The organism is Polaribacter litorisediminis (assembly GCF_019968605.1).
Lineage (GTDB): Bacteria > Bacteroidota > Bacteroidia > Flavobacteriales > Flavobacteriaceae > Polaribacter > Polaribacter litorisediminis.
This window is the reverse complement of sequence record NZ_CP082966.1, coordinates 3991866-4017459: the sequence shown is the minus strand read 5'-3', so window position 1 is coordinate 4017459 and position 25594 is coordinate 3991866. Positions and strand designations below refer to the sequence as shown.

At 32.6% G+C, this 25594-nt stretch carries 17 protein-coding genes and 1 pseudogene; 2 read left to right on the top strand and 16 right to left on the bottom strand.

What is annotated here, in order from left to right; all coding sequences use genetic code 11:
* Positions 1-42: 42 nt before the first annotated feature.
* The 5 genes from K8354_RS17210 to K8354_RS17190 form a co-directional block, all read right to left on the bottom strand.
* Positions 43-1707 (bottom strand): T9SS type A sorting domain-containing protein, encoded by a 1665-nt coding sequence (locus K8354_RS17210; protein ID WP_223443793.1) that lies wholly within the window; start codon positions 1705-1707, stop codon positions 43-45.
* 108 nt (positions 1708-1815) lie between these two features.
* On the bottom strand, positions 1816-3165 hold the full coding sequence (locus K8354_RS17205) for a carbohydrate binding domain-containing protein (protein ID WP_223443791.1): 1350 nt from the start codon (positions 3163-3165) through the stop codon (positions 1816-1818).
* A 22-nt stretch (positions 3166-3187) separates the two neighbouring features.
* The gene (locus K8354_RS17200) at positions 3188-4951 is read right to left on the bottom strand and encodes a RagB/SusD family nutrient uptake outer membrane protein (RefSeq protein WP_223443789.1); all 1764 of its coding nucleotides are present in this window, start codon (positions 4949-4951) and stop codon (positions 3188-3190) included.
* A 5-nt stretch (positions 4952-4956) separates the two neighbouring features.
* Entirely contained in the window at positions 4957-8328 is a 3372-nt protein-coding gene (locus K8354_RS17195) for a TonB-dependent receptor (RefSeq protein ID WP_223443787.1), read from the bottom strand.
* 97 nt (positions 8329-8425) lie between these two features.
* Positions 8426-9589 (bottom strand): FecR family protein, encoded by a 1164-nt coding sequence (locus tag K8354_RS17190; protein WP_223443784.1) that lies wholly within the window; start codon positions 9587-9589, stop codon positions 8426-8428.
* A 110-nt stretch (positions 9590-9699) separates the two neighbouring features.
* On the opposite strand from K8354_RS17190, the gene K8354_RS17185 reads away from it, so the two are divergent.
* Entirely contained in the window at positions 9700-10302 is a 603-nt protein-coding gene (locus K8354_RS17185; RefSeq protein WP_223443782.1) for an RNA polymerase sigma factor, read from the top strand.
* A gap of 96 nt (positions 10303-10398) precedes the next feature.
* Here the strand turns inward: K8354_RS17185 and K8354_RS17180 are convergent, their stop codons facing one another.
* The 4 genes and pseudogenes from K8354_RS17180 to K8354_RS17165 all read right to left on the bottom strand — a co-directional run.
* Positions 10399-10608 carry a hypothetical protein gene (locus K8354_RS17180; RefSeq protein ID WP_223443780.1) on the bottom strand — a complete coding sequence of 70 codons (210 nt, stop codon included), beginning with the start codon at positions 10606-10608 and terminating at the stop codon, positions 10399-10401.
* 232 nt (positions 10609-10840) lie between these two features.
* Entirely contained in the window at positions 10841-11569 is a 729-nt protein-coding gene (locus tag K8354_RS17175; RefSeq protein ID WP_223443778.1) for a hypothetical protein, read from the bottom strand.
* On the bottom strand, positions 11562-12869 hold the full coding sequence (locus K8354_RS17170) for a tyrosine-type recombinase/integrase (protein ID WP_223443776.1): 1308 nt from the start codon (positions 12867-12869) through the stop codon (positions 11562-11564). The genes K8354_RS17175 and K8354_RS17170 overlap by 8 nt, the downstream gene beginning before the upstream one ends.
* Positions 12870-13230: 361 nt before the next feature.
* Positions 13231-13407 (bottom strand): annotated as a pseudogene (locus tag K8354_RS17165) (IS1595 family transposase); the annotation flags it as partial.
* A gap of 45 nt (positions 13408-13452) precedes the next feature.
* Between K8354_RS17165 and K8354_RS17160 the strand changes: the two are divergent.
* The gene (locus tag K8354_RS17160) at positions 13453-14355 is read left to right on the top strand and encodes a sodium:solute symporter family transporter (RefSeq protein WP_223443774.1); all 903 of its coding nucleotides are present in this window, start codon (positions 13453-13455) and stop codon (positions 14353-14355) included.
* Between the two features lie 58 nt (positions 14356-14413).
* Here K8354_RS17160 and K8354_RS17155 read toward each other — a convergent pair whose 3' ends face one another.
* From K8354_RS17155 to K8354_RS17125, 7 genes are read right to left on the bottom strand one after another with little or no spacing between them, the layout of a single operon-like run.
* Positions 14414-15130, bottom strand: a complete 717-nt coding sequence (locus tag K8354_RS17155; protein ID WP_223443772.1) for a sialate O-acetylesterase — start codon at positions 15128-15130, stop codon at positions 14414-14416.
* Entirely contained in the window at positions 15123-16097 is a 975-nt protein-coding gene (locus tag K8354_RS17150; RefSeq protein WP_223443770.1) for a glycoside hydrolase family 16 protein, read from the bottom strand. The genes K8354_RS17155 and K8354_RS17150 overlap by 8 nt, the downstream gene beginning before the upstream one ends.
* Positions 16090-19239 (bottom strand): beta-galactosidase, LacZ type, encoded by a 3150-nt coding sequence (gene lacZ, locus K8354_RS17145; RefSeq protein ID WP_223443768.1) that lies wholly within the window; start codon positions 19237-19239, stop codon positions 16090-16092. The genes K8354_RS17150 and lacZ overlap by 8 nt, the downstream gene beginning before the upstream one ends.
* A gap of 24 nt (positions 19240-19263) precedes the next feature.
* Positions 19264-20181, bottom strand: a complete 918-nt coding sequence (locus K8354_RS17140) for an alpha/beta hydrolase (protein WP_223443766.1) — start codon at positions 20179-20181, stop codon at positions 19264-19266.
* Positions 20182-20183: 2 nt separating this feature from the next.
* Complete coding sequence (locus K8354_RS17135; protein ID WP_223443764.1) at positions 20184-21773, bottom strand: sulfatase; 1590 nt, start codon at positions 21771-21773, stop codon at positions 20184-20186.
* A 3-nt stretch (positions 21774-21776) separates the two neighbouring features.
* Complete coding sequence (locus K8354_RS17130) at positions 21777-23189, bottom strand: arylsulfatase (protein WP_223443762.1); 1413 nt, start codon at positions 23187-23189, stop codon at positions 21777-21779.
* A gap of 1 nt (position 23190) precedes the next feature.
* Complete coding sequence (locus K8354_RS17125) at positions 23191-25500, bottom strand: glycosyl hydrolase (protein WP_223443759.1); 2310 nt, start codon at positions 25498-25500, stop codon at positions 23191-23193.
* Positions 25501-25594 lie beyond the last annotated feature (94 nt).

Sequence of the window (25594 nt, the reverse complement as noted above, 5' to 3'; positions counted from 1 at the left end):
TTTATTCAATATCTCTATTTTAATTTTTAGGTATGTTTGACCCTATCTGCGTAAAAGTTTTTTAACAGAAACTTTGCCTTCTTTTTCGATTCTTAAAATGTAAACACCTTTTTTGTGTAAGGTATTTTCTGAATATTTACCATTTATGTTTTCTTTAAAAATCAACCTTCCAGCTACGTCAAAAACATTCAATTTTGTTTGATTTTGATCGTTTTTAAAAGAAACTCTTCCTTCTGAGTTGATAAACATTGCCTCTTCAACGAAGTTTGTGACATCTGTACTTAACACAGTTTGGTTCCCAAAATAAACATTGTCAATATAAGTTGTTGCAGAATTATCTCCAGACGGCATCATAATAACTTGGTCTATGAGATTTCCTACGTGATTTGATAAATCGATACTGTACTCAACCCATCCCGTTTGAGATGCTGCTGTGTAAGCGATATCTCCACCATATTGCCATGTAGACTGATCAGAAGAGTATCTAAATTGTATTTGTCCTGGACCCGTATTATTGGGATTATAAATTGAGAAAAACAGCTTATCACCACTTACAGGTGTATACGTAATAAAATATTGTATTTGTTGCCAATTACCATCAGTTCCGTTCTGTCCACAAGTAGCACTAGAGTTTACACCATCTGATAATGGATTGGCTACTTCACCTCCATCAGATGATTGATACCATGCTCCAGATTTAGTACTTTCATCATAAATAACAACAGGTCCGGTAGTACCACCAGTTACAGATGCATCGTTAAAATAAACATTATCAACGTATGTAGCTGCCGAATTATCTCCAGATGGCATCATAATAACTTGATCTATTTCGTTTCCTACGTGAGCTGATAAATCTACACTGTACTCTACCCAGCCTGTTTGGGATTCCGCTGTATATGTTACATTTGCACCAAATTGCCATGTAGACTGATCAGAAGAGTATCTAAATTGTATTTGCCCTGGACCCGTATTATTGGGATTGTAAATTGAAAAAAACAACTTATCACCACTTACAGGCGTATACGTAGAAAAATATTGTATTTGTTGCCAAGTTCCATCAGTTCCATTTTGTGCGCAGGTAGCACTAGAGTTTACACTGTCTGATAATGGATTGGCTACTTCACCTCCGTCAGATGATTGATACCAAGCTCCAGAGGATGTGTTATCATCATAAACCACAAAAGGTCCTGTGGATGCAGTTACAGATACATCGTTAAAATAAATATTATCAACAAATGTAGCTGCAGAATTATCTCCAGAGGGCATGATAATAACTTGGTCTATTTCATTTCCTACGTGATTTGATAAATCCACAGTGTACTCTACCCAGCCTGTTTGAGATTCCGTTGTATACGTTACATTCGCACCAAATTGCCATGTAGACTGATCAGAAGAGTATCTAAATTGTATTTGCCCTGGACCCGTATTATTTGGATTATAAATTGAGAAAAACAACTTATCACCACTTACAGGTGTGTACGTAGGAAAATATTGTATTTGTTGCCAAGTTCCATCAGTTCCATTCTGTGCACAGGTAGCACTAGCGTTCACTGCATCTGATAAAGGATTGGCTACTTCACCTCCATCGGATGATTGATACCAAGCTCCTGAGGATGTGGAATCGTTGTAAACATACGTTTGAGCATTAGCTCCAAAAGATATGAGCAATAACAATGCCCATATAAAAAAAGTATTTTTTTTATTCATTACAAAAGTATTTAAAGGATTAATAAAAAGTTCAAAATTCAATTTTTAAAGATTATTTTATGGATGAGGATATACCTATTTGATATATCCCCAATACATAAATCTTCTTTATTTTTCTTCTAATTTAAATTCATCAAACCAAATAATTGCAGCACTGTTTGATGGTTGCATTTTTAGTTTTATATACACTTTACTAGCTATATCATAAGGTTGCCCACTTGGGTCAATATCAAAAGTATATTTAGTCCATTCAATACCAATTTCTTGGTCTTGCCACAAATAATTATAGAATTCTTGGTTTGCTGTATTGTTTTCTAAAGCGGCCGTAATCCTTGTGATTTCGCTAGTTTTTGCCCAGAAACTATATTCGTAAGTTTTGGTCTTGTCCATTGTGGCATTCACACTTAAAGAGGTTTCATTTGTAAAAATTTGAACCTCGCCAGCCGTTGTGAAAGATATTTTTCCTGATTGAGAAGTACCATTGGCACCTTCTGAGGTATCTACTGTGATATCTGCAGCACCATCACTTTCCCATTTTGACCAAACTTCCATCGCTTTCGTTTCATCTTCAAATGAAAAGATATCAGCATCACCAAAACCTTCTACTCTAACAATTTCTTTCAAAGAAAATTCATCAAACCAAATTGAAGTTGAAGTATTGTTCGGAAGCATTTTTAACTTAATGTACACATTACTAGCTATATCATAAGATTGCCCACTTGGATCAATGTTAAAAGTATATTTAGTCCATTCGGTATTAATTTCTTGGTCTTGCCACAAATAATTGTGAAAACCTTGAGTATTTGAGCTGTTTTCTAAAGCAGCTGTGATTGTTGTTTTTTCACTTGCTTTTGCCCAAAAACTGTATTCATAGGTTTTTATCTTATCTATTTTAGCATTAATGTTTGGGGCTGCTTCATTTGTAAAAATTTGAACCTCGCCAGCTGTAGAGAACGATAATAGTGCTGATTGAGATGTGCCATTAGCTCCTTGAGTGGCATCTATTAAAAAATCTGCTACGCCATCATTTTCCCATTTACCCCACACCTCCATAGCGCTTGTTTCGTCCTCAAATGAAAAGATATCGGCATCAGCATATCCTTCATAAATTTCAATGGTAGTACCAACAATAATTAAGAACTCTTCGGTTTGCGTTAAACCATCGGAAAAAGTAGTCTCAATTTTACTTGTATATTCTCCTTTTTCTAAAAAAGTAACATCTACTTCTTTTTCTGAAGATGTTGCTGGCAAACCTCCACTAAAAGTCCATAATCTTGAGACTACACCTGCCGAATAATCGGTAAATTTAATGGTATCTCCAACTTCAAGCCGTCTTGAACTTACATCCGGATCAAATACAACTTCATCCGGATAATAATCATTATTAACACAACTACTTACTATAAGTATGAAAGCAATAGGTAATAATAAATACATTTTACTTAAATATGTTTTCATTTTTTATTGTTTTTAAAAGTTATTAGTAACCTGGGTTTTGTTGCAAATTGGTTTTTACTATTTCATAGTTAGGTATTGGCCAGAAATAATGGCTTTTAGGAAAACTCCTTGTACCTATTTGATCGAAATAATAATATTTATAAGATTTGTTATTTGAATTAGGGACTTTATCTACTCTTACCCCTATAACGTCTTTTCCAAAATCTTCTTCTGCATCTAACCATCGTTTTGCATCAAAATATCGATTGCTCTCAAATGCTAGTTCTATTTTGCGTTCGTGTTTAATTTTTTCTAGCAAATCTCCTGAGGCATCAACTGATGGCATTTCTACACCAGGTCTAGACCTCACTAAATTTATATAATCAACCGCTATTCCTGCACCGCCTATGTGATATTGAGCCTCTGCATAGGTTAAATAGAACTCTGCCAAACGCATATATATCCATGGTTGAAAACTTCCAGCAGTTGATTGTGGCGACCATGTTTCTTGTAAAAACTTTTTAGTACCATACCCAATTCTTGGTCCGTTCCAATAGCCATCTGGGTTATTTATAGGATCTCTACTATCAAGACCGCCAAACCAAAATTCTAATTCTCTGGTTTTATAGAATTGCCCATCAAACTGAACAGAATATTCAAATCTTGGATCTCTGTTTTGGTAAGGGTTGTCAGGGTTAAAATCTCTCGCTTCAGGATTATATATAGGAATCGCTAAATTTGCTTCAAGTTCGTCATCATAACTTCCTAAAGTGTATCCTAAAACAGGAATATGGCCCGATAAGGTTTCATATTGATCTACAAATCCTTGTCTAGGATTTTCGCTAGTCCAACCTAAAAAATCGACTCCACTAGGAGATTGCCAACGGTTCATATCGTGACCACCTCGCCAATGTGAAAAGCCATCAATACCATACCATTGAGTGGTACCAAACTGGCCTATAAATTGTTTAGCAAAAATGACCTCAGGATTCTTGGCATTGTTAAATATATCTTTGTAATCTGATGACAAACTGTATTGGTTTAAATCAAACAAATCTTCACAAGCATCTGCTACTAATTGCCATTTTGAAGCATCTTGTCCGTTGCCTGTTTCGTCAAATAACGGACTAGCGTTAAACATAAGTGCTCTTATTTTTAGTCCTAAACCAGCACCTTTTGTTACACGCCCAAAATCTGCACCTGTCACCTCAGCATTGCTTGGTAAATCGTCTATAATTTCATCAAGTTCTGATACTACAAAATCAATAATTTCAGGAAAAGATGTTCTTGGTAAATCTAAATTACCATCAATTTTAAAAGTTTGAGTAGCTAAAGGTATAGCGCCATATCTTGTTGCTAAACCCAAGTGAAACCAAGCTCTTAAAAATCTTATCTCTGCTGTCAATTGTGCTACTCGTTCAACTTCATTACCTTGGTAATTTGCTATTTTTTCTAAAAAGAGATTTTGGTTTCTAATAGCCGTATACGCATCAAGCCAGTAACCTCCAAAAAACAGCATATTGGTAGGAGTGAGACCTCCTCTGGTATGTTTGTCTAATATATAGGCTTCCCACTGATGATAGCTTTCATCAGTAATACTCGCCATTCTTAACTCACCAGACCAAGAAACAAAACCATGTGGTAATTCGTCATAACGATCATTTACATAAAGTTCTATAAGATTTAAGTCGTTCCATACCACTGCTTCAGAGACAGAGTCCAAAGGGGATAATTCTAAAATATCTTCACTACACCCGTTGGATACCATTAGAATTAATACAATAAAAAAAGATTTAATATATTTCATCGATTTTAAAATTTTAAATTAATACCTGTTGATAACAGACGTTGTTGAGGGTAATAACGTCCATCTGAAACGTTACTTTCAGGGTCATCAAATTTGACGTTATCGTGAATTATAAATAAATTATGAGCAGACACGAAAAACCGCAAACTAGATACCCCTAATTTTTTTACTATTTTTTCATCAAAACGATACGCCAACTCAACATTTTTTAACCGAACAAATGAATTATTTTTCATCCATACCGTTGAAATCTCATCAAAATCAGTGTCTCCTGGCCCCCATGCTGCTGGGTAAATAGCATTTGGTGTTCTTTCTTCGGATGTCCATCTATTGTTATAAAAATAGGCGTGCTGGTTCACATCCCATTGTCTGTAGATCGTTTTTGCTTGCGCTTGACCTTGAAATAATAGATTTAAGGAGATATTTTTCCATTCTGCCCCCATATTAATACCATAAATCATCCTTGGAGTAGGAGAATTTTCGAGTATTACTTGATCTTCTTGAGAAATAACCCCATCACCACTTACATCTCTATACCTAACATCACCAGGTTGTGTATTAGGCCAATGTGGGTGATTATCAATTTCTTCTTGATTTTGAAAGATTCCATCCGCCTCATATACCATTAAATAATCTATGGGTTTACCAGTTCTTCGTTGCCATTCAGGAATATTTGTGGGCTCATCAATAAAGATAATTTTGCTTCTTGAATATGAAAATTGACTTCCAAGTGTGTATTTAAAATCATTTCCTATAGAGCCTTGATGATTTACTTGAAATTCTATACCACTATTTTCAACTTCACCTAGATTTTCATCTGGCAAAACAATACCAGAATAAGTAGGTACGGATGCATTTCTTGCCAATAAGATATCTGATCTATATTCGTAAAAAGCATCGACAGTTACATCAAGTAAGCCATTTATCATTGCAAAATCTATCCCTATATTGGTCTTTTGAGAAGTTTCCCAAGTAATATTTGGATTGGGAAATCTATTTGGAGTTAAACCGATTGTTCTTACGGTAGGATCTCCAAATATGTAAGAGTTATTATTTACGCCATACGTTTGGAAGTACTGAAAATTAGGAACAGCGTCATTTCCTAATACACCCCAAGAGGCTCTTAATTTTAAATTGCTTATTAATTTGCTATCAAAAAAAGATTCATTAGAAATTTTCCAACCAAGAGAAACTGCAGGAAAAAGACCAAAACGTTTTCCTGTTGCAAAATTCTCGGATCCATCATAGCGTAAGGTAAAGTCAACAAGGTATTTATCATTGTAGCTATAATTTATTCTTCCAAAATAATTTTGTCTTGCAGATTGATTACCACTACCTCCTAAATTTTGATTGACATCCGAACCGAAATTAAAGTAAGGTAACTCAGAGGTAACTAAACCTTGTCTAAAACCAAAGAATGACTCACCTTGTCTTTCAAATTGTTCATAGGCTATAAACGAGCTTATTTTGTGTTTATCAAAAGTTGCATCATACCCTATTTTAATGTGAGGTGTAATGCTTAGTTGTTCATAGTATGATTGGAACAACGAACTTGTTGGGTTATTTTGTAGTTTTAAGTTTGTGTATTCATCAGTATCTTCATTAAAAGTAAAAATGTCAAATGGTTGAAATAATTCTTTTCTAAAAGTATTGTAATAGTCAATAGCAGCATAGCCATCTAAATATAAGCCTTTCGTAATAAAGGGCAGATCCCATCTAAAGGAAAATTTAGAGTCAAATTTTCTATCAAAGGTATCTTTATAGCCGCTTTGACCGTTTGTAAGCGGTATTGGATTGCCAGAACCATTAGATCTTAATAATCCATTTTCAAAGTATGGAAAATCAGAAGGACTTTGTGCAATTACAGATCCTATTATTGCTCTTGGGTCTGTAGTAGGCCTGTTTAGTTGTCCTATCCTTGCAGCTATATCAAAACTAATTGTTAAATTATCAGAGAGTTTTGCATCTATATTAGATCTCGCATTGAACTGTTTGTAGCCATAATTATTCCCTTTATATATGGCTTTTTGATCTAGCATCTGAGCCGAAAGGAAAAACTTAACTTTTTCTCCCCCACCTCTAGCACTAATAGAGGTTTGTGTTTGGGGTGTCCATTTTTCTATGACCTCTTCCCACCAATCAGTATCGCCCCATCGGTTGCTATCAATTGTGCCATCTCGATATTGTCTTACAATGTCTTGCCACTCGGTTGGACTACCATTTCTAACATTCAATTCATCAATCCATGTGTAATATTGTAAAGCATTCATATAATTTGGTCTTCTAGTTGGTTGACTAAAGGAGTAGGTATTATCGAAGCTAAATACTGTTTCACCATTCTTACCTCTCTTGGTCGTTACCAAAATAACACCGTTGGCTGATTGTGCTCCGTATATGGCGGCAGAAGCATCTTTAAGTACAGAGATACTTTCAATATCATCAGGATTTAATCGTTCAAAACTGCCACGGTTGGCAATCCCATCAATAACAATTAAAGGATAGTTATTCCCCAATGTAGAAAGTCCCCTGATTAAAATACCTACATTATCCACGCCAGGCTCACCACCTCTTTGGTTAATCACTAAACCCGGTATTCTACCCGTAAGATTGTTACCGATATTAGCTGTTTGAGTTTCTTTTATTTTTTCACTACTAATTGAAGAAATCGCTCCAACCACGTCAGCTTTTCTCTGTTTACCATACCCTACAACAACTATTTCATCGAGACTTGCTGTATCCGTTTTTAAAGTGATCACGAAGTTCTTTTGACCATCAACTAAAATTTCTTTGGTTTTATACCCTAAGTACGATATAATTAAGGTGGCATTTTCATCTTTTACTGTTAGTGAAAATTTTCCATCAAAATCTGATTGTGTGCCATTATAAGTGCCTTTTTCTAATACACTTGCACCAGGTAAAGTCAGACCACTTGTATCTTTTATGACTCCTTTAATAGTATAATCTTGAATGTTATTGGTATTATTAGGTGTTATTATTGGATCACTCTTTTGATCCTCTTTTAATTTTAAGATTATTTGTTCACCAACAAATTCAAAGATGACATTTGTATTACTAAATAACCTGTTTAAAACAGAAGATAACTTCTCTTTTTTGGCTACTATTGAAACCTCTTTGGTATAATCAATCTCCTTGTCTTTGTAGATAAACTTAAATTGAGTTAAACTTTCAATTTTATTTAATACTTGTTCTAAGTTAACTTTCTTAAATTCAATTGATATCTCTTTATTTTGAGAAAATGAATTATTAGCCTGTAGCTGAAATAGGGATAATATTAATATAAACAGTGAAAACCTCATTTTAAATTTTAGATTTATAGATAAAAGGGTTGTACCCTCTAACCTGAATACTTTTTTCATATTTTTGTGATTGATTTATGTGGTTGATTAATTTTAGTCACTTTTATTTAATCGAAAGATGTTGCTGCATCTTTCGATTTCTTTTTTACTTCATATTTTACTCTTTTTTTAAAATCACTATTTTATTGTCTTTCACAGAATATTCTATAGGGTGTAATTTATTGATGACCTCTAATACTTGCTCTATGGATTCATCTTCAAAGGTGGCCGTGATAAATTCGTCTCCTAAAACTTTATCTTCATTTTGTATAGAAACGTTGTAATGCCTTTCAATTTTCTTGATGATACTGCTGAATTTCATGTGTTTCAAAATAATTTTACCATCAATCCAAGCAGTATACATTTCTACATCCGCTTTATCTACTTTAACAACATCATTACTTTTGTTCCAATCTGCCTTAAATCCGGGTTTTAAAACCGTTGAATTTTTTACATCGTACTTTTCATTCGTTGCGTATAAACTAACGGAACCTTCAACAAGTACCGTTTTAATCGTTGCATCTTCTGGATAAGAGCTTACATTAAATTCAGTTCCTAAAACTCTGATATTTACATCTCCATTATTTACGATAAAAGGATGTTCAACATCTTTTGTTACATCAAAATAAGCTTCTCCAGTCTCTACAAAAACCAATCTTTCTTTACCTTTTAAAAATTTAATGGGATACCTCAAAGAAGTGCCTGCATTCAAATGAACTTTGGTTCCATCAGATAATTTCACAGAAAATCTCTTCCCATAAGGAACCGTTAATGTATTGTATACTAACTTTTCTAAAACCTTTTTATCATCATATACCAATTCATTTCCTTGTTGAGTTCCAATAACATTTCCTTTGAAATCTTGAATCTTAAAATTTCCTTTCTCATCAATTACTTTAATGTTACCATCATCCATTTTTAAAGTAATTTTTTCTGAAGAAACACTATTTTGTTCTATAAGTGAAACATTACTTTGGTTATAGAAATATACTGTTGAAATCAAGATTGCTATTGCCGCAGCATACTTAAAGAAGATTTTGCTATTCTTTAGTTTATAGACCTTTTTCTCTTTGGCAATAAGATCTAATAGTTTTCTTTCTGATTTGAGCGTATTGAATTTTTTAATATTCATATCCACTAAATAATTAATCTTTACATAATTGATAAATTCTTTTTCATTGGCATCATTTTCTAACCATTCTTCTAATTCTTCTAACTCTGAAGAAGTAGCCTGATTATTTAAGAATTTTATAATTATATTTTGTGTTTTCTTTGAAATCATTTTATATGTATATACTATTAAAACGTATAAATTTTGCTTAACCCTAACTTTTATAGTAACTTTTTTTCTACATTCGTATTAAATAACAGTAAATTTTATGATTATCTAAAATGAAAGCTAAATTTTCAAGTCAGACCGATTTAATAAACGCTCTAAAAAAGGGAGATGAAAGTGCTTACTCTTTTTTGGTTACGTTTTATCATAAAAAACTTTGTGTTTACGCTTTGAGTTTGACCAATGATCATGATTTGACAGAAGATATTGTTCAGAATGTTTTTATCAGCGTTTGGAAAAATCGATTTAAACTTAAAGAGGATTTTGTGGTTAAAAGTTATTTGTACAAGTCTGTTTACAACGAATTTATAGATCAATATAGAAAACAAAAAAAAGTGCTAACTCTAGAAAAGAAATATATTGATGCTTTGACCTATATTTTAGAGGACGAGGATGAAAAATCTTTAGATAGATTATTGAAAGTAGTAAAAAATGAAATAGAGAAACTACCTCCAAAATGCAAACAGACTTTTTTATTAAGTAAAGAAGAAGGTCTTACCAATATTGAAATAGCAGAGTATTTAAATGTTTCTATAAAATCTGTTGAGGCTCATATTACAAAAGCTTATGCCATTTTAAGAAAATCTATTGGAGATAAAATTAATGGTATCTTATTTTTACTATTTAGAAAAAATCAAACTATTTTTAAAACGGAATAAATTATCAGACAGAGTTTAAATTACACTCCCTAAATTTCTCAAAATTTCAAAAAAATTCCTTTTTCAAAATATAACAAGACATTTTTATTTAAATGATTAAACCACATGCCCAGTTTCAACATCATAATATGGAAATCTCCCCATTGAGTCTTTCATTAGATTATTTATTGGTAAATAACGTCCCTTTATAAATGATTTTAGCTCTTGGATATCTTTTTTAGTCGCTGCTGCAATCCCAAATACATTTTTACCTAACTCAACTAATGCTGTTCCTGCTGCTGCATTTCCAACTCCTGCAGCACTCATAGTGTCAATTTTTGTATTGTGTTGTGATTCTTTGGGTTTATTTTGATTACTTAAAGATAGTTCCTTTGTTTTATTATTCTGTTTTAAATACCAATATCGAGACTTACACGATTTGGAACAAAACTTTTGGACTCTTCGTCTGGTAGGGATGTAATTTATATTGCAATGGGTGCAAATTTCTGTTTTTTTGATGATTATACGTTAATTAAACGTATGATTAACGCATAATCTTTCAATTTATGCCATCGATATCCAATTTAAATATGGCTTTCAATAATATCTTTTCTGCTTCGGATTCGCTAATTAGAGCTTTCTTTTTTATATTTTCTCTTTTTGAACCGTCTATTTTGTTTTCATTTTTGTCTTCCTCTTTCTTGTCTTTTATAAGCTCAGGTTTCTTTTTTTGTTTGTCAAATAAACTCTTAATATCTGGAAAATATTTGTCTATCAATTCTAGCCTATTAAAATCCCCTTTCGGAATAGTTTCTCTACTTGGATAAAATTTCTTCACTAAGACTTCAAAATGTTTTTTATAATTTTGAGACTGAATGCGGAATATACTCCAAGTATATTCATCGTAAAATCCAATTTTAGCAACGTGAATACTCATCCAATATGACATGAAAAATAAACACTCTGCTAGTTCAAAATATTTTTCTAAAACAAAATCAAATTCATAGTCTGTAACCTCGTTCTTCTTTTCCAACAAACTAAAAATATTCTTATCTAAACAACTTTTTTTGTAGATGAAGTTCGAACTAGACTCCCCTTTTACATATTCAATAAATCCTTCGTTAAAATCTATTAAAAGAGCTTTGTTATAAACCTTTTTGTTCTGTAGAAAATCCATTTTATCGATTATCTCTCGAGTGATTTTGTTTCTTGGGATAAAGAAAAAAAAGTCTGACGTCAAGTTTGGAAGTAAGCCTAAATAATAATCCCTTAAAGTGTCTTTACTCATCGCTATTCTTTAACATTTCTGAATAATCTTCTGGTAATTCTGCATCGATATCTCTCAGGTATTTCTCTAATGCTGACATTGAGGAGTGCCCAGTGATTTGCATTAACTTACCCTTAGCTGTATGGGGTGAAGATTCTTTTACCAAACTTCTATACAGTTTTGTGATATAGGTATGCCTGAAGCTATACAATCCATAATCTTTACCCAACTCAAAAGGCTCTTTTACCACCTTTTTAAATCGCTTTGTAAAATAGTCTCTTCGGTTACTTAACTCGGTTTCCCACATTCCTCCTATTTGACCGGGTGTAAACAATAATAAATCCTTGTCTAATTGAGATAAATCTGGTAATTCACCCCATAGTATTTCTGGGATAATTTTAGTTTTTAAAGGACTGTTTTTTGCTTTAAATTGAATAGTTCTTTCTTTTAAATTGATATCCCCTACTCTCAATCTACATACTTCAATTGGACGCAAAAAATTGTAAGAAATAAATTTAATAAATAACAGCAGCTTGGGGTCTTTCGTTTCTAAGTGTTTAAAGATTTCTTCTTGAGTTTTTTTTGTGTACGTTTTGTTTCTCTCAGGGATTGATTTTAAAACAGGGATTTTTTTAATGAAATTTTGGGGAATCATATCATTATCTTCCAAAACTTGCATAATACTGCTCAGATCTGTGCGATAATTGTTTCTATTTCGAGCACTAGTTTTTTCTAAAATATCATTTAAAAAACCAGATAGTACTTTTTTGTTTAATTCCTCTATTGCAGTCAGTAAAGGGTAATTTTCATCTAACCATTCTAAAAAAATCTTTACGCGACTGTCATAACTTCGTTTTGTAGTAGCATTAACAATCTTTTCTTTTTGCTTTAATCCAAATGCAAATGCTTCCTTAATTTTAATTCCGGGTTTTGATTTCTTAGCTGATGAATTATGGACTTGTCCTTTTGAATTTTTAGTCGATTTTTTCGAAGTCCTTTGAGCATAAAGTTCAGTATTGTCTACAAATGGATTATAGCCTTGTTTCAAAAGTCTTAATAGCACTTTTCTATAGGTAACTAAAACAGAGAGTCTGTCCTCTTTGGTTTTATACTGATTGGCATTGCCGTAAAACGGAGTAATCCGTTTCATCTTTCCACTATTTGGATCTCGAAATGAAAAATAAACATACCAGCGTTTTTCTAAATCGCCTTGGGCTGAGTAAATTTTTGGATTGGAAAAGTTTCTTTTGTTGGACAAATCGTATGCACTTTCGTATTCACTTTGTGCGTCGAAGATAATTAATTCCTTTAACGTAGACATAAAAAAACGGTTTAGGAAAACTAAACCGTTACTTTTTAATACTTTATATCTTGTAGCGGGAACTGGACTCGAACCAGTGACCTTTGGGTTATGAGCTCGAGGAAAACACTCATTTTTGCCCTTTTCAACCCTATTTATTTTAAAATCGTGTTCTAAATCGTATTCAGTTTAGATCGGATTATTTATTTAATTTTCTAATTGCAATTTAGGGATTTTTCGATTGAAAAAAAAATATTATTGCATAACACAAAATAGTCATTTCTATTTTTCGATTCTTTTGTTTGCTCTGACTTTTTTAAATGCTTTCAATTTACACTTTTGAGGTTTCTAATTTTTGTGAAATAATATATCTGTATACCCGTTATTGGTCATAACCTGTAATATTAGTTATAACGAGCCTATCAAATATTTTTTCTCCAAAATATCTTCGGATAAGTTTGTAGACAAATTCATTTAAGCATAGTTGAAGATACTTCTTTTTAATTTTATGGTATGTACCCACAAAATTCCGTTTTGCAATACAGATTGTTATATAAATCAAATCCAGAATACAAAAACTTACCAGACATTGCAGTTCTTGTAGGTGGAATGTGGGTTGCCAATTTATATTACTGGGGTTTTTAATCAATACATCATTCAAAGAACTTTAGCTGCAAAATCTTTAAAGGAAGCACAAAAAGGAATTTTATTTGTAGCTGGTTTAAAATTAGTAATTCCGTTAATTGTTGTAATTCCTGGAATTGCAGCGTATGTGATGGTCAATGACCCAGAAATTATGGCAAGATTAGGGATGGCTGGTTTAGAGAATTTACCAAGTGCAGAACAAGCCGATAAAGCATATCCATGGTTATTACAATTTTTACTAACAGGATTAAAAGGAGTTGCGTTTGCAGCTTTAGCCGCAGCTATTGTTTCTTCTTTAGCTTCGATGTTGAACTCAACCTCTACCATTTTTACCATGGATATTTACAAACAATACATCAATAAAACAGCAAGTGATAAGGCCACAGTAAATATGGGTAGAATTTCTGCGGGTGTCGCTTTGTTAATCGCATGTATTATGGCGCCTTTATTAGGAAATTTAGATCAAGTATTTCAATTTATTCAAGAATATACGGGTGTGGTAAGTCCAGGAATTTGGGCAGTGTTTATGCTAGGATTGTTCTGGAAGAAAACAACCAACAAAGGAGCAATCGTTGGAGCATTAGTTTCTATTCCAATTGCGATGTATTTTAAAGTTTCACCTAAAGGATGGTCTACTAGCTCAATTTTTGTAGATGTGCCGTTTATGGATCAAATGGGCTATACTTTGATATTAACAATGATTGTGATTGCATTCGTAAGTTACTTTCAACATAAAGGAGCAGATGACGAAAAAAGGATTGACATATCAAGAGCCTTGTTTAAAACAAGTCCGTTATTTAATATTGGTTCGTTTGCAATTATGCTGATTTTGGTAGTATTGTATAGTGTATTTTGGAATTAAACGAATCAAAAAATATTTAAAATACACTTTGTTTAATTGATACGCAAAGTGTATTTTTTTACTCCTTTTTGTTAATCAAGTTGATAGATTCTTCAGCAAAACGTGTTCCTAAAATCTTATAGCCTTCTGCTGATAAATGCAAATCGTCTGTAACTTCTTTTCCATTATTGTCTAATCCTGTGTTTAAATCATCCGTATTTACCCACTTGAAATTTGAGTTTGAATTACCTACTTTCTCTTGAATATCTCTAATTTTTGTCCAATGAGGCCATTTCTTATTTTCCATGTCAAAATCACTCAATCGTCCTATGATAAAATTGATGTCACTTCTGTTTAAATCGGTTGATAATTGCTGATAAATACCCAGTAAACTTTCTTCATAGACACTTGCAAACTCCATTCTTGCATCACGTTCACCTTGCATCCAAATAAATGTAATAGATGCTATCTGTTGATTTTTAATAGAATCTGAAACCTTTGTCATCAATCTATCATATAAATCACCAGTAATATTTGCCAAATCTCCTTTAGGTGATTTCCAGTTTTTATACCATCTTGAAATTGGTTGTGCTCCCATAGCGTCTTTAACCACAATAATATTTTCTTTTCCAAACTCAGCTTCTAACTTAGGAGTAAAAGACAATTTGGGATTCATCCTTACCATATTAGATTGTCCTGAAAGAATAAATACGTGTTTTCCTTTTTCTTGGCAAGAAACCAATATAAACAATGAAATTAATAATCCCGATTTTAAGAGTTTGTGTAAGCTATTCATTCTTCATCGTATAAATTCGTGCATAATCAATTTCATATTGACGAGGAAAAGTTGTTTTTGCCAGCTGTTCTGCATCGGGATGTGGATTACCACCAAACGCTAAATTGATCCAAAAATTACAGGTATTTCCTTTGTATGGATATTCTAGTTTTGAGGTGTCTTTATTTTTGGTGTCTAACGCTATTCTAGACATAAAAACATCATCTAAATAAACGGATAAAAATTTACCATTACTAATCAATTTCCAAATATGATATTTTTGCAACCATTCTTTATCAGCTTTAAAACCTATTGCTTTTCCTTCAATGATGTTTTTTATATACGAGTTCGTGGCATTTTCTTCTTTATTACCACTCCATTCAACTTTACCTTGACCCTTGTATGCAAAATTTGCCATCATTCGTCCATTGTAATATTCCATAATATCAATTTCACCTCCATGAGGCCAAGCACCTGCACCAGTAGTCCAAAATGCTGGCCAAACCCCATAATCTTCTTCTCCTCCTGATTTTAATGGGAGTTTTGCTCTCATAATCATCATAATAGAATCGTACTTTTGATGATATTCTTTTTTTGTGATGAAACTTGCAGACGTATATTCAGCGTATTCTCTGCTTTCTTTCCAGCTCGAACTATTTTCTGTATAGTTTGGGTTCTTTACTTTTTCTTTTTTAGCAGTAATAATCAACCTACCATCTTTACAAAATCCATTTTCGCTCTGATACCATTGATGCTCATTATTTCTTCTAAATCCTGTTTCAGCTCTCCAATATTCTTCTTTCATTGGACCTTCATGATTAAATTCATCATTAAAAACCAAACGATATCCGTCAATTTCTTGTTTTGGAGGACGATTATCTGGTTTAAAAGGGTTTACTTCTTTAATTTCAGAAGTATTTTTACTGCCAATTAGGGATAAAATTGTTGCTAGACTTAAAAATAGTAAGGAAACTTGCTTTTTACTCATTCTTTATTTTTGAAATTGTATATGAATACGACATTTTTTCTGCAGGAATTCGATATTCTTTAAGCGGCATTGCACCCCAACTGTTATCACCTCCAACGCCCATTTGTTGATGGTCTATATTGATGCTTATAAAGTCTCTTTTAGGAATATCTGTAGTATGCCTTTGTTGTTTTGTTTTTCCAGCGTCAAAATCTGAGTTGTATTGGTTGTGAGCGCTAAATCCGAAATACTTTGGAGCTGTAATTTTTATCCCTTCGCCTGTATCATTGGTAAAAGTTACCCAACGATTTTCTGTTTTATACCCATTTTCTTGAGGTCTGATGTATGGAAAATATAAATCTGAAACAGTTGCTTTATAGTTACCCACCAAAGCTGCGGTATTTCTATCTTGGTAATTTTCGAACGGACCTTTACCCAACCAATTTACCTGATCAAATTCTTTATTGATGATGAAATTATTACCAAATCTTGGTAAAACTGGAAGATTGTTATTTTTATTATCAAAAGAAGTGTGCACTTCTATCGTTCCGTTTTTATGAAACACATAACTCATACTTAGTTCTGCTTTTTTGGCTGATGGCAATTCATATTTTACATCTACCGCAATCGTATTGTTTTTAGATATTTCTTTTATCGAAAGTAACTTTTGATTTTCAGTCGCTTTTTTCCAAATACCTAATTTATTTGGCATTTTAAAGCCAAAATCGTTGTCTGTGGTTGCTCTCCAAAAATTAGGCGTAATTCCTTCTTTTAAAATAGACCCATTTCCAAAATCGAGAGAAGAAAGCACTCCTGTTTCTGTATTAAATTCAGCTTTTAGATTATCATTAGATACTGTTAAAACAGTATTGTTTCGCTCTGTTTTTAACTCAGAACCGTTGTTGGTTAAAATTGGTAAAAAAGACCCTCTTTGTAATTGAAATTGTTCGTAAGCTACAATGTATCCTTTTTCTAGTAAAGGTTGACTCTCTTTTAATTTCGCATACACATTTAAATGATAAGCGCTAGATGCATTTGCTAATTCTGGAATTTCTAGGGTTATCATTTTAGATTGATAAGACTCTAAATTTAAGTCATCGATGTTGCCAGAACTTACTTCTAAACCATTTTCTAACAAACTCCAATAAAAATCAAATTCATTTAAATTAGTAAAGTCATAGATATTTTTGATTTCGATGTTTCCGTTTTTGACATCTGTATCATTAAATTTTATATACTGAAAAACTTTTTGAGCTTCAAACAATGCTGGATGAGCAGTTCTATCAGGATTTACAATTCCGTTTAAACAGAAGTTGTTATCATTTTGCAATTCAGCACCTCCAAGATCTCCTCCATAAGCCCAGAAATCTTCTCCTTTATCATTTTGAGTTAAAATCCCTTGATCTACCCAATCCCAAATAAAACCACCTTGCATAGATGGATATGCTTCAATCACATCCCAATAATCTTGTAAGTTCCCTAAACTATTTCCCATTGCATGGGCATATTCACATTGAATTAACGGTTTTTTGCCACCTTCATCCACATATTTTTTCATACGTTGAATGCTCCAATACATTGGCGCTTCGATGTCGGAATTTTCATGACCAACAGCGCCTTCATATTGCACTGCTCTTGTGGCATCATGCTCTTTTAACCAATTATATGTCGCGACGAAATTTTCACCATTGGCAGCTTCATTTCCTAAAGACCAGGTTACAATACTTGGATAATTTTTATCACGTTCAAACATACGCTCAGTTCGATCTAAATGCGCTGCTTTCCATTCCGGCAAATGGGCAGGATGATTTTCGGCTTTTTTAGGATCTTTTTTAATATCTTGGGTCACACCCATTCCATGCGTTTCTATATTAGCTTCATCAACTACATAAAAACCATATTTGTCTGCCAATCTATAAAAGAATGGATTTTTAGGATAATGACTGGTTCTAATGGCATTTATGTTATTGGCTTTCATCAATTTTAAATCCTTTAGCGTTAATTCTTCGCTCACCACATGACCTGTATTCTCATCATGATCGTGTAAGTTTACACCTTTAATTAACACCGGTTTTCCATTGACTAAAAACTGGCTGTTTTTAATTTCTACAGATCTAAATCCAACTTTTACAGCTGTAGATTCGCCATTTACTGTAATTACTAAAGTGTATAAATTCGGTTTTTCTGCACTCCAAGGTTTTATATTTTTGATGGATTTTTTAAAAAAAATCGCATTGTTCCCAATGTTTAAACTACTTGTTTGGCTATCAGAAAAGATTTCAAAATCGTTATCAAATAAACGTATATCTATCTTTTTTTCTGACAGCATATTAGAATTGTTATCTACCTCTAACGTCAAATTAAAAGCGCCGTCTTTATAATTGTTTTCAAGATCTGCTACTACTCTAAAATCTTTTAAACTTATTTTTTCTGATGCATATACGTACACATCACGTTCAATACCAGATAATCTCCAAAAGTCTTGATCTTCCATATAACTGGCATCAGACCAACGCATCACTTGAACTGCTATTGAATTTTTCCCTGGTTTTACCACTTTAGAAATATCGAATTCAGCCATTGTTTTACTGCCTTCATTATAGCCAACAAATTCGCCATTTACCCAAACATACATAGCACCACTTACACCTGCAAAATGTAAAAGAATGTCTTTTTCTGTCCAATTTTCGGGAATTTCGAACTCTCTTTTATAACTTCCATTATTGTTGATGTTGTGAGGAATATAAGGCGGATTTGCTGGAAACATATATTTGATATTGGTATATACAGGTATGCCAAATCCTTTCATTTCCCAGTTTGATGGTACTTCAATTTTATCCCAACCTTTTAGACTAAAATCATTTTTATAAAAATCTGTAGGTCTTGCATTTACACTGTCTGCGTAATAAAAATCCCAGGTTCCATTCAATGATTTATACAAGGATGAATTTTGCCAGCTTTCATTTTCTAAAGCTGTTTTTTCATCTGTATACTTATAAAATGAGGCAGTTGGTTTCTCTCTATTAATTTCAAAAATATTGGGATTTTCCCATTCTGGATTTTCCCATTTTTCAGCGCTGTAAATAGGTTTTTCAATCATTTTTTCTTGACATGAAATGATGCTTACTACTAAAAGTAATAGGATAATATGACTTATTTTCATAATGGTTAATTTTAATATGCTCAGTTATTGTTTTATGAATGTATTTAATCGAAGCCAAGCTTCGCATTGTATTGTCCAGGTATCACTAGTTTCTACTTTTCCCAAACCAAATCCGTGTCCTCCATTTTGATAGACATGTAGCTCAGCAGGAATTTGGTTTTGCTTTAAAGCTAGTAAATATTGAAGACTATTTTCAACTACCACGCCTTTATCATCTATGGCATGTGCTAAAAAAGTTGGAGGTGTTTTGGTACTGACTTGCTTTTCAGTTGAAAACTTGATTTTCGTTTCTTCTGTGGGTGATTTCCCAAGTAACTTATTTCTTGAACCTTTATGAGTGATGTCATCTATCATAGAAATAACAGGATAAATTAACATTGAAAAGTCAGGTTTTGCACTGGTGTTGTCAGAAACTTTATAAACTTCATCATCAAAACGCGTTGACAAAGTGGCTGCCAAATGACCCCCAGCTGAAAATCCAATCACGCCTATTTTATCAGCGTCCAAATTCCATTCTTCGGCATGTCGCCTGATGTATCGTATGGCTTCCTGTGCATCTTGCAAAGGCCCAATTGATTTATCTTCCATAATGGCATCGCTTGGTAATCTGTATTTTAAAACAAAAGCTGTAATACCAAGAGAGTTCAACCATTCTGCAACTTTATAACCTGCTTTAGAAATAGCTAAAAAAGCATAACCACCACCAGGAAAAATCACTATAGAAGTTCCATTTGGATTTTTGGGTTTAAAAACCGTAAGGGTAGGTTGGGTTACCTTACTTATTCTGTCTAGTTTGATGTCATGAATCTCTTTATAATCAACAGCATCAATAGTATTAGGAACACCTGATTCCCATATTTTTATTTCTTTGTTTTGAGCTTTTATATTTCCTTGTAAACCCATTACAACTAAAATTAGCAGCCTATTTATTATTATTTTCATTTTCATTCTTTCGTTACTTTACTTCCCCACCAATCTTTATTAGGACTAAAATCTTTTGAAAGCATTTTTTTTCGTTCTTTTTCAAGATTTACGAATCGTTTTTCACGAATCATTTTTTCATAGTTGGCTCTTTTTTCAGAATCAAATTCGGGATCTTTTTCTGGATATTTTGCATCAACACTTACAAGCCAATTTTTTAATTGGGTGTATAATTCTGTTGTAGTTTCTTGATTTTGAGTGGCAATATTTTGCTGTTCATAAGGATCATTTTTTAAGTTGTACAACTCATTGCTATCATCTTCATAATAATGAATAAGTTTCCAATCGCCTTTTCTAATGATCGATGAAGGATCACCTCCTTGATTCCCATAATGTGGATAATGCCAATATAAAGGTCTTTCTTTAGGGGTTTGGTTTGCCTCTAATATTGGTTTTAAACTGATGCCATCTTGATGTTGATTCGGAATTAAATTGATGTTTGCATAGTCTAGTAAAGTCGGGTAAAAATCAGCTCCTGTAACTGGATACTCAATTGTTTTTTGTTTTGATGTACTCCAAGGAATATAAATCAAATAAGGCTCTCTGATACCACCTTCCCATTGATAGCCTTTTCCTCCTTTAAATGGTAAATTTGAAGTTGAAAAATTATCACCAGAAGAAACACCTCCATTATCTGATGTAAAAATGACAATCGTATTTTTATCTAAACCTGATTCTTTTAATTGATTTAAAACAATTCCAACTGCATCATCCATACTTTCTACCAAACCACCATAAATAGGATTGTCTTGAATTTGACGAATAGGTAATTTTCGCTCCATCTTAAAACCATTTTCTTGAATACCTTGATTTTCTGCCTTATCTCTATATTTCTCCCACTTTTGTTGATTGGTTTGTATAGGGCCATGCACTGCATAAAAGGACAAAAAAGCAAAAAATGGAGTTTCTTTATTTTGATTGATAAAATTTGAAGTTTCTTTTGCTAACCTCATAGAAAGATTCTCTCCATCTTGTTTGTTTTCTAGTTTTGGATTTTTAAACGGTGAAAAATAACCTCCTCTTGGACTACCACTTTCAAAACCACCAATATTGATATCAAAACCATGATCTTCTGGATACGAACCTTCTTCACCTAAATGCCATTTGCCGGCAAAAAAAGTTTTGTAACCATTCGCTTTCATAGACTCTGCAATAGTAGTGTCTTCTTTGGGCAAGCTCCACACATAGTTGGCAGGCATCATTTTATCTTGCCTTTTTGTATCTCTCCAGTCCTCACCAGTTTTAGCGCCAATCCAATCTGTAATGCCATGTCTGGCAGTAAATTTACCCGTCATTAAGGTAGCTCTTGAAGGACTACAAACTCTACTGCCTGCATAACCTTGCGTAAAAATGGTGCTTTTTGATGCTAAATTGTCGATGTTTGGTGTTTCATAATAAGTGCTTCCTGTAAAACCTAAGTCTTTAATACCTAAATCATCTACTAGAACAAAAAGAATATTTGGTTTTATTGGAGCCTCAACCTCTTTGTTTTTCTCTTTACAAGAGAAAAACAAAGAGGTTGATAATATTAAAAAGTACCTTAGATTCATCATATTTTAAAATTTGAAATTTTCTGATGCTGTTCTGGTATTTTCTAAAATTTCTTTCAGTTCTTTTAGTTTTTCAGGTTGTTTATCAGCAAGGTTATTACTTTCACTTGGATCTGATTTTAAATCATACAAAAAGAATTTTTCTTTCGTTTTTACATTGTATTTTACCAACTTCCAATTGTCTTTTCTGATGGCTTGACGACCTTGTAATTCGTGAAACTCCCAATACAAATAATCGTGTTTTTCTTGCTTTAAATTTTCACCCAATAAGGTTGGTAAAAATGAAATTCCGTCAACTTGTATTGGTTTTTTATTCTCAGTAATTTCAGAGAATGTTGAAAAAACATCCCAAAACGCAGAAATGTGATCGGTTGTAGTACCTTCTTTAATTTTTCCTTTCCATTTTGCAATCATAGGTACTCTAATTCCGCCTTCAAACAAATCTCTTTTAACTCCTTTTAAAATTCCATTGCTATCAAAATAGTTAGGATCTGCGCCTGCTTCTTTATGCGGACCATTGTCTGAAGTGAAAATGAAAATGGTATTTTCCTCCAGACCAAGATCTTTTACTTTTTGTACAAGTTCACCCACTTGGTCATCCAACAAAGTAATCATCGCTACAAAAGCCGCATGTGAATTTTCTTGAGAACCATATCTTCCTTCTTTATATAAATCGCCATCATCAACTCCTTTATAAGATTTTTCTGGATTAAATTTCCCTTTAAAACGATTTAAATATGCGACTGGCGCAAATAATTCTGCATGCGGAATTATAGATGGATAATACAAAAAGAAAGGTTCACTTTTATGATTCTCTATAAAAGTTAGGGCTTTTTTATGAATTAAATTGGGTGCATATTGCCCTTTTTCTAACCCTTGATTTTCTTCTAAAATTATTTTTTGATCATTTTCCCAAAGATGATTTGGATAATAATGATGTGCTAATCTTTGATCTAAATAGCCATAAAAAGCATCAAAACCTTGTCGCATAGGAGAACCTTCTTGATTGGCAGAACCTAAACCCCATTTGCCAAAAGCACCTGTTTTGTAGCCATTTTCTTTTAACACTTCTGCGATGGTTAAACTTTCTTTGGGTAATTCTAATCTTTTATTTCCACGAATTGGAGTGTGTCCTGTATGAAGACCCGTCATTAAAGCAGATCTTGAAGGCGCACAAACTGTTGATCCTGCATAATGTTGTGTAAATAAAAGTCCTTCTTTTGCCAACTTATCAATGTTTGGCGTCGTAAATTTTGTTTGTCCGTAAGAACTTAAATCTCCATAGCCTAAATCATCTGCTAAAATATAAATGATGTTTGGCTTTGTTTTAACTATATTATTTTTCGTTTTTTTATTGCAGGATGTTAGCAGAAAAACTGCTAATAATAGACTTCCAAATAAATAGTGTTTTTTTTTCATTTTAATGGATTATTAGTTTTCGAAACGATTGATGATTCTGCACATCTTTAATTAGTAAAGTATACATACCTTTTGCCTTATTAGATAACTGCAATGTAACATCTAAAGTATTTATATTTTTTTTATGAGCAATCAATCTTCCTTGAAGATCATAAACTTGATACGATTGTATTGGTTTGTTACTCTTTATTGTAAAAAGCCCTTTAGAAGGATTTGGATATACATTTAGTGTTGATTCTAGTTCAAAATCTGAATTACTCAATGAAGATGAACTCTTTTTTAACAAGGCATTATCTATAAACCAACCAGGACTTGACGCTTCTTTTTCAACAAAAAATTTAATAGAACTTACATTTTCTGGGACTGTAAATGACAGTTCCACTAAATTCCAATCTGTTGCTGTTGTCATCATTTTACTCGCTATTTTTTCATCAGTAACCGCGTTCAAAATTTGAATTTCTATAGGTGAAGTAGGACTCACAAACCATTTTGTATACAGTGATAAATCATATGTTGATGAAGCTTCTATTGCAACTTCTTGAAATATAGTACCTGCTTGTGCTAGAATTCTTCCAGAAGTTGTTCCTGCATAAATATTAGCATTAGCGTTTGTTAAAATCCCAAGATTAGAACCGTCCCAACCTGTTAAATCTCCTGTTTCAAAATTGCCATTTTCTAGCAAATTTTCTATTTGAAAAGGATTCTCTGTATAGTACATGTCTAAATTATTATCAGCTGTATATGTATTTAATGCTATGGCTGGATTGGAGATCTGGTTTTTGTAAAAATTACCAACTTCTGTTAAATTACCATTTGTATCGTAATAATCTGCAACATCAGAATTTGGCTGAAACCAAGCATAACGCTCTACATAATCTAAACTTTCTAGATAAGGTAACGCCAATTTCATAAATTCCAGATTTACTGAAGTTGTTCTGTTGGGGTTTGCATTGAATTCGGTAATCCAAATGGGCAATTTATACAAATCATACACTCTTTGTAAATAATTTTTAAATCGGTTAAAAACCGTTTGTGGATTTGCATTGGGACTATTTTGTGGGTTAGAACCCCAATCGTACCAGTGCACACCAATAACATCTATTCTTATATCTTGTGCTGTGGCTTTTTCATGAAATTCTTTTAACCATCCGAAAGGCGCATTTTCTCTTCCACTTGGCGAAACCAAGCGCAAACCTGTTTTCATTAAATTCTTATAAAACCCAACGGCTACATCTGTTTGACATAAATTACTATATTGACCAGATTGATCATTACAATTGTCACTTTCATTAAATGCTAAGACGTTTGTTGCTTTATATTTACCTTGATATAAGGCAATATCACCATCATCATTTGCGCCACCTGCACCCCAAGACATAGGTACATATTCTGTGTCTAAAGTGCTTTCTCCATTGTTATTCCATCTGTAAAACCAACCATTGTGTAGCCCTAACTCATTTCCTCCAATTCCTTTTTTTGTAGTCCAATTCCATGGTACAATTCTTATAAACGAAATATTGTTTAGTAAATAATTAGGTAATTGATTTACGCTTAAATCTTCTTCAACAGCCATATAGTTTTTACTTTTTCCTGTACCATCTTCTTCAACAGCAAGCGTAATCATAAAACCTTTTCTCAATAAGAAAGAAGTTGTTTTATTATTAAAATTATTGGGAATGTTGTTTCCTGAATAAATAATATCCGTAGTTAAATTTGTAGCAGTACCGATTAAATTAGTTGCATCAAAAATGCTTACAGGAGATGTTGAAGCATCATTGCTACGAATCACTGTTCCTCCAAAATAATAATTATCTAATCTTAGATTATCTTTATGAATTGCAGGTTGTAAGTTTATTTTAATTTGATTGATATGGTTTGAATTTATAGTATCCCCATCTAATTTTTTAGTTCTCACCCAACCAACTCCATCGTTTAATTCGATTTGTATATTGTCTTGTAATGGATTTTCATTTTCTAAATCTAAATATCCTTCTGAATTAATGATCAGTTTTCCACCAGAGATTGCATTTGCTTTTACCGATGTTTTTGCTAAGGTTAAAGAACCTGTTCCTAAGCTAATGATTCCGTTTGCAATGATTAGTTGATTGGTGTTTTCAATTTTTAAATTTACATTAATTGGTTTGTTAGGATCTATAGTTCCTGTTTCAGGAGCATTGTTCGTATTTGTATCTTTCCAATTTAGTTCGTTAAAAAAATCTGTATCTTTAGCACTTTCACTCCAAATAAGTTCTTGACTAAAAGAGTATACAGAAATAAGTAAAAAGGTACATAAAGTAAATTTAAGTCTCATCTATTTAATTTTACCTCAAAAATATTTAAACTCTTAATCAAGCAGTGGGTTATATCCATTCTTTTATGGGTGCTAAGTGGTCAAATTGTCTTTT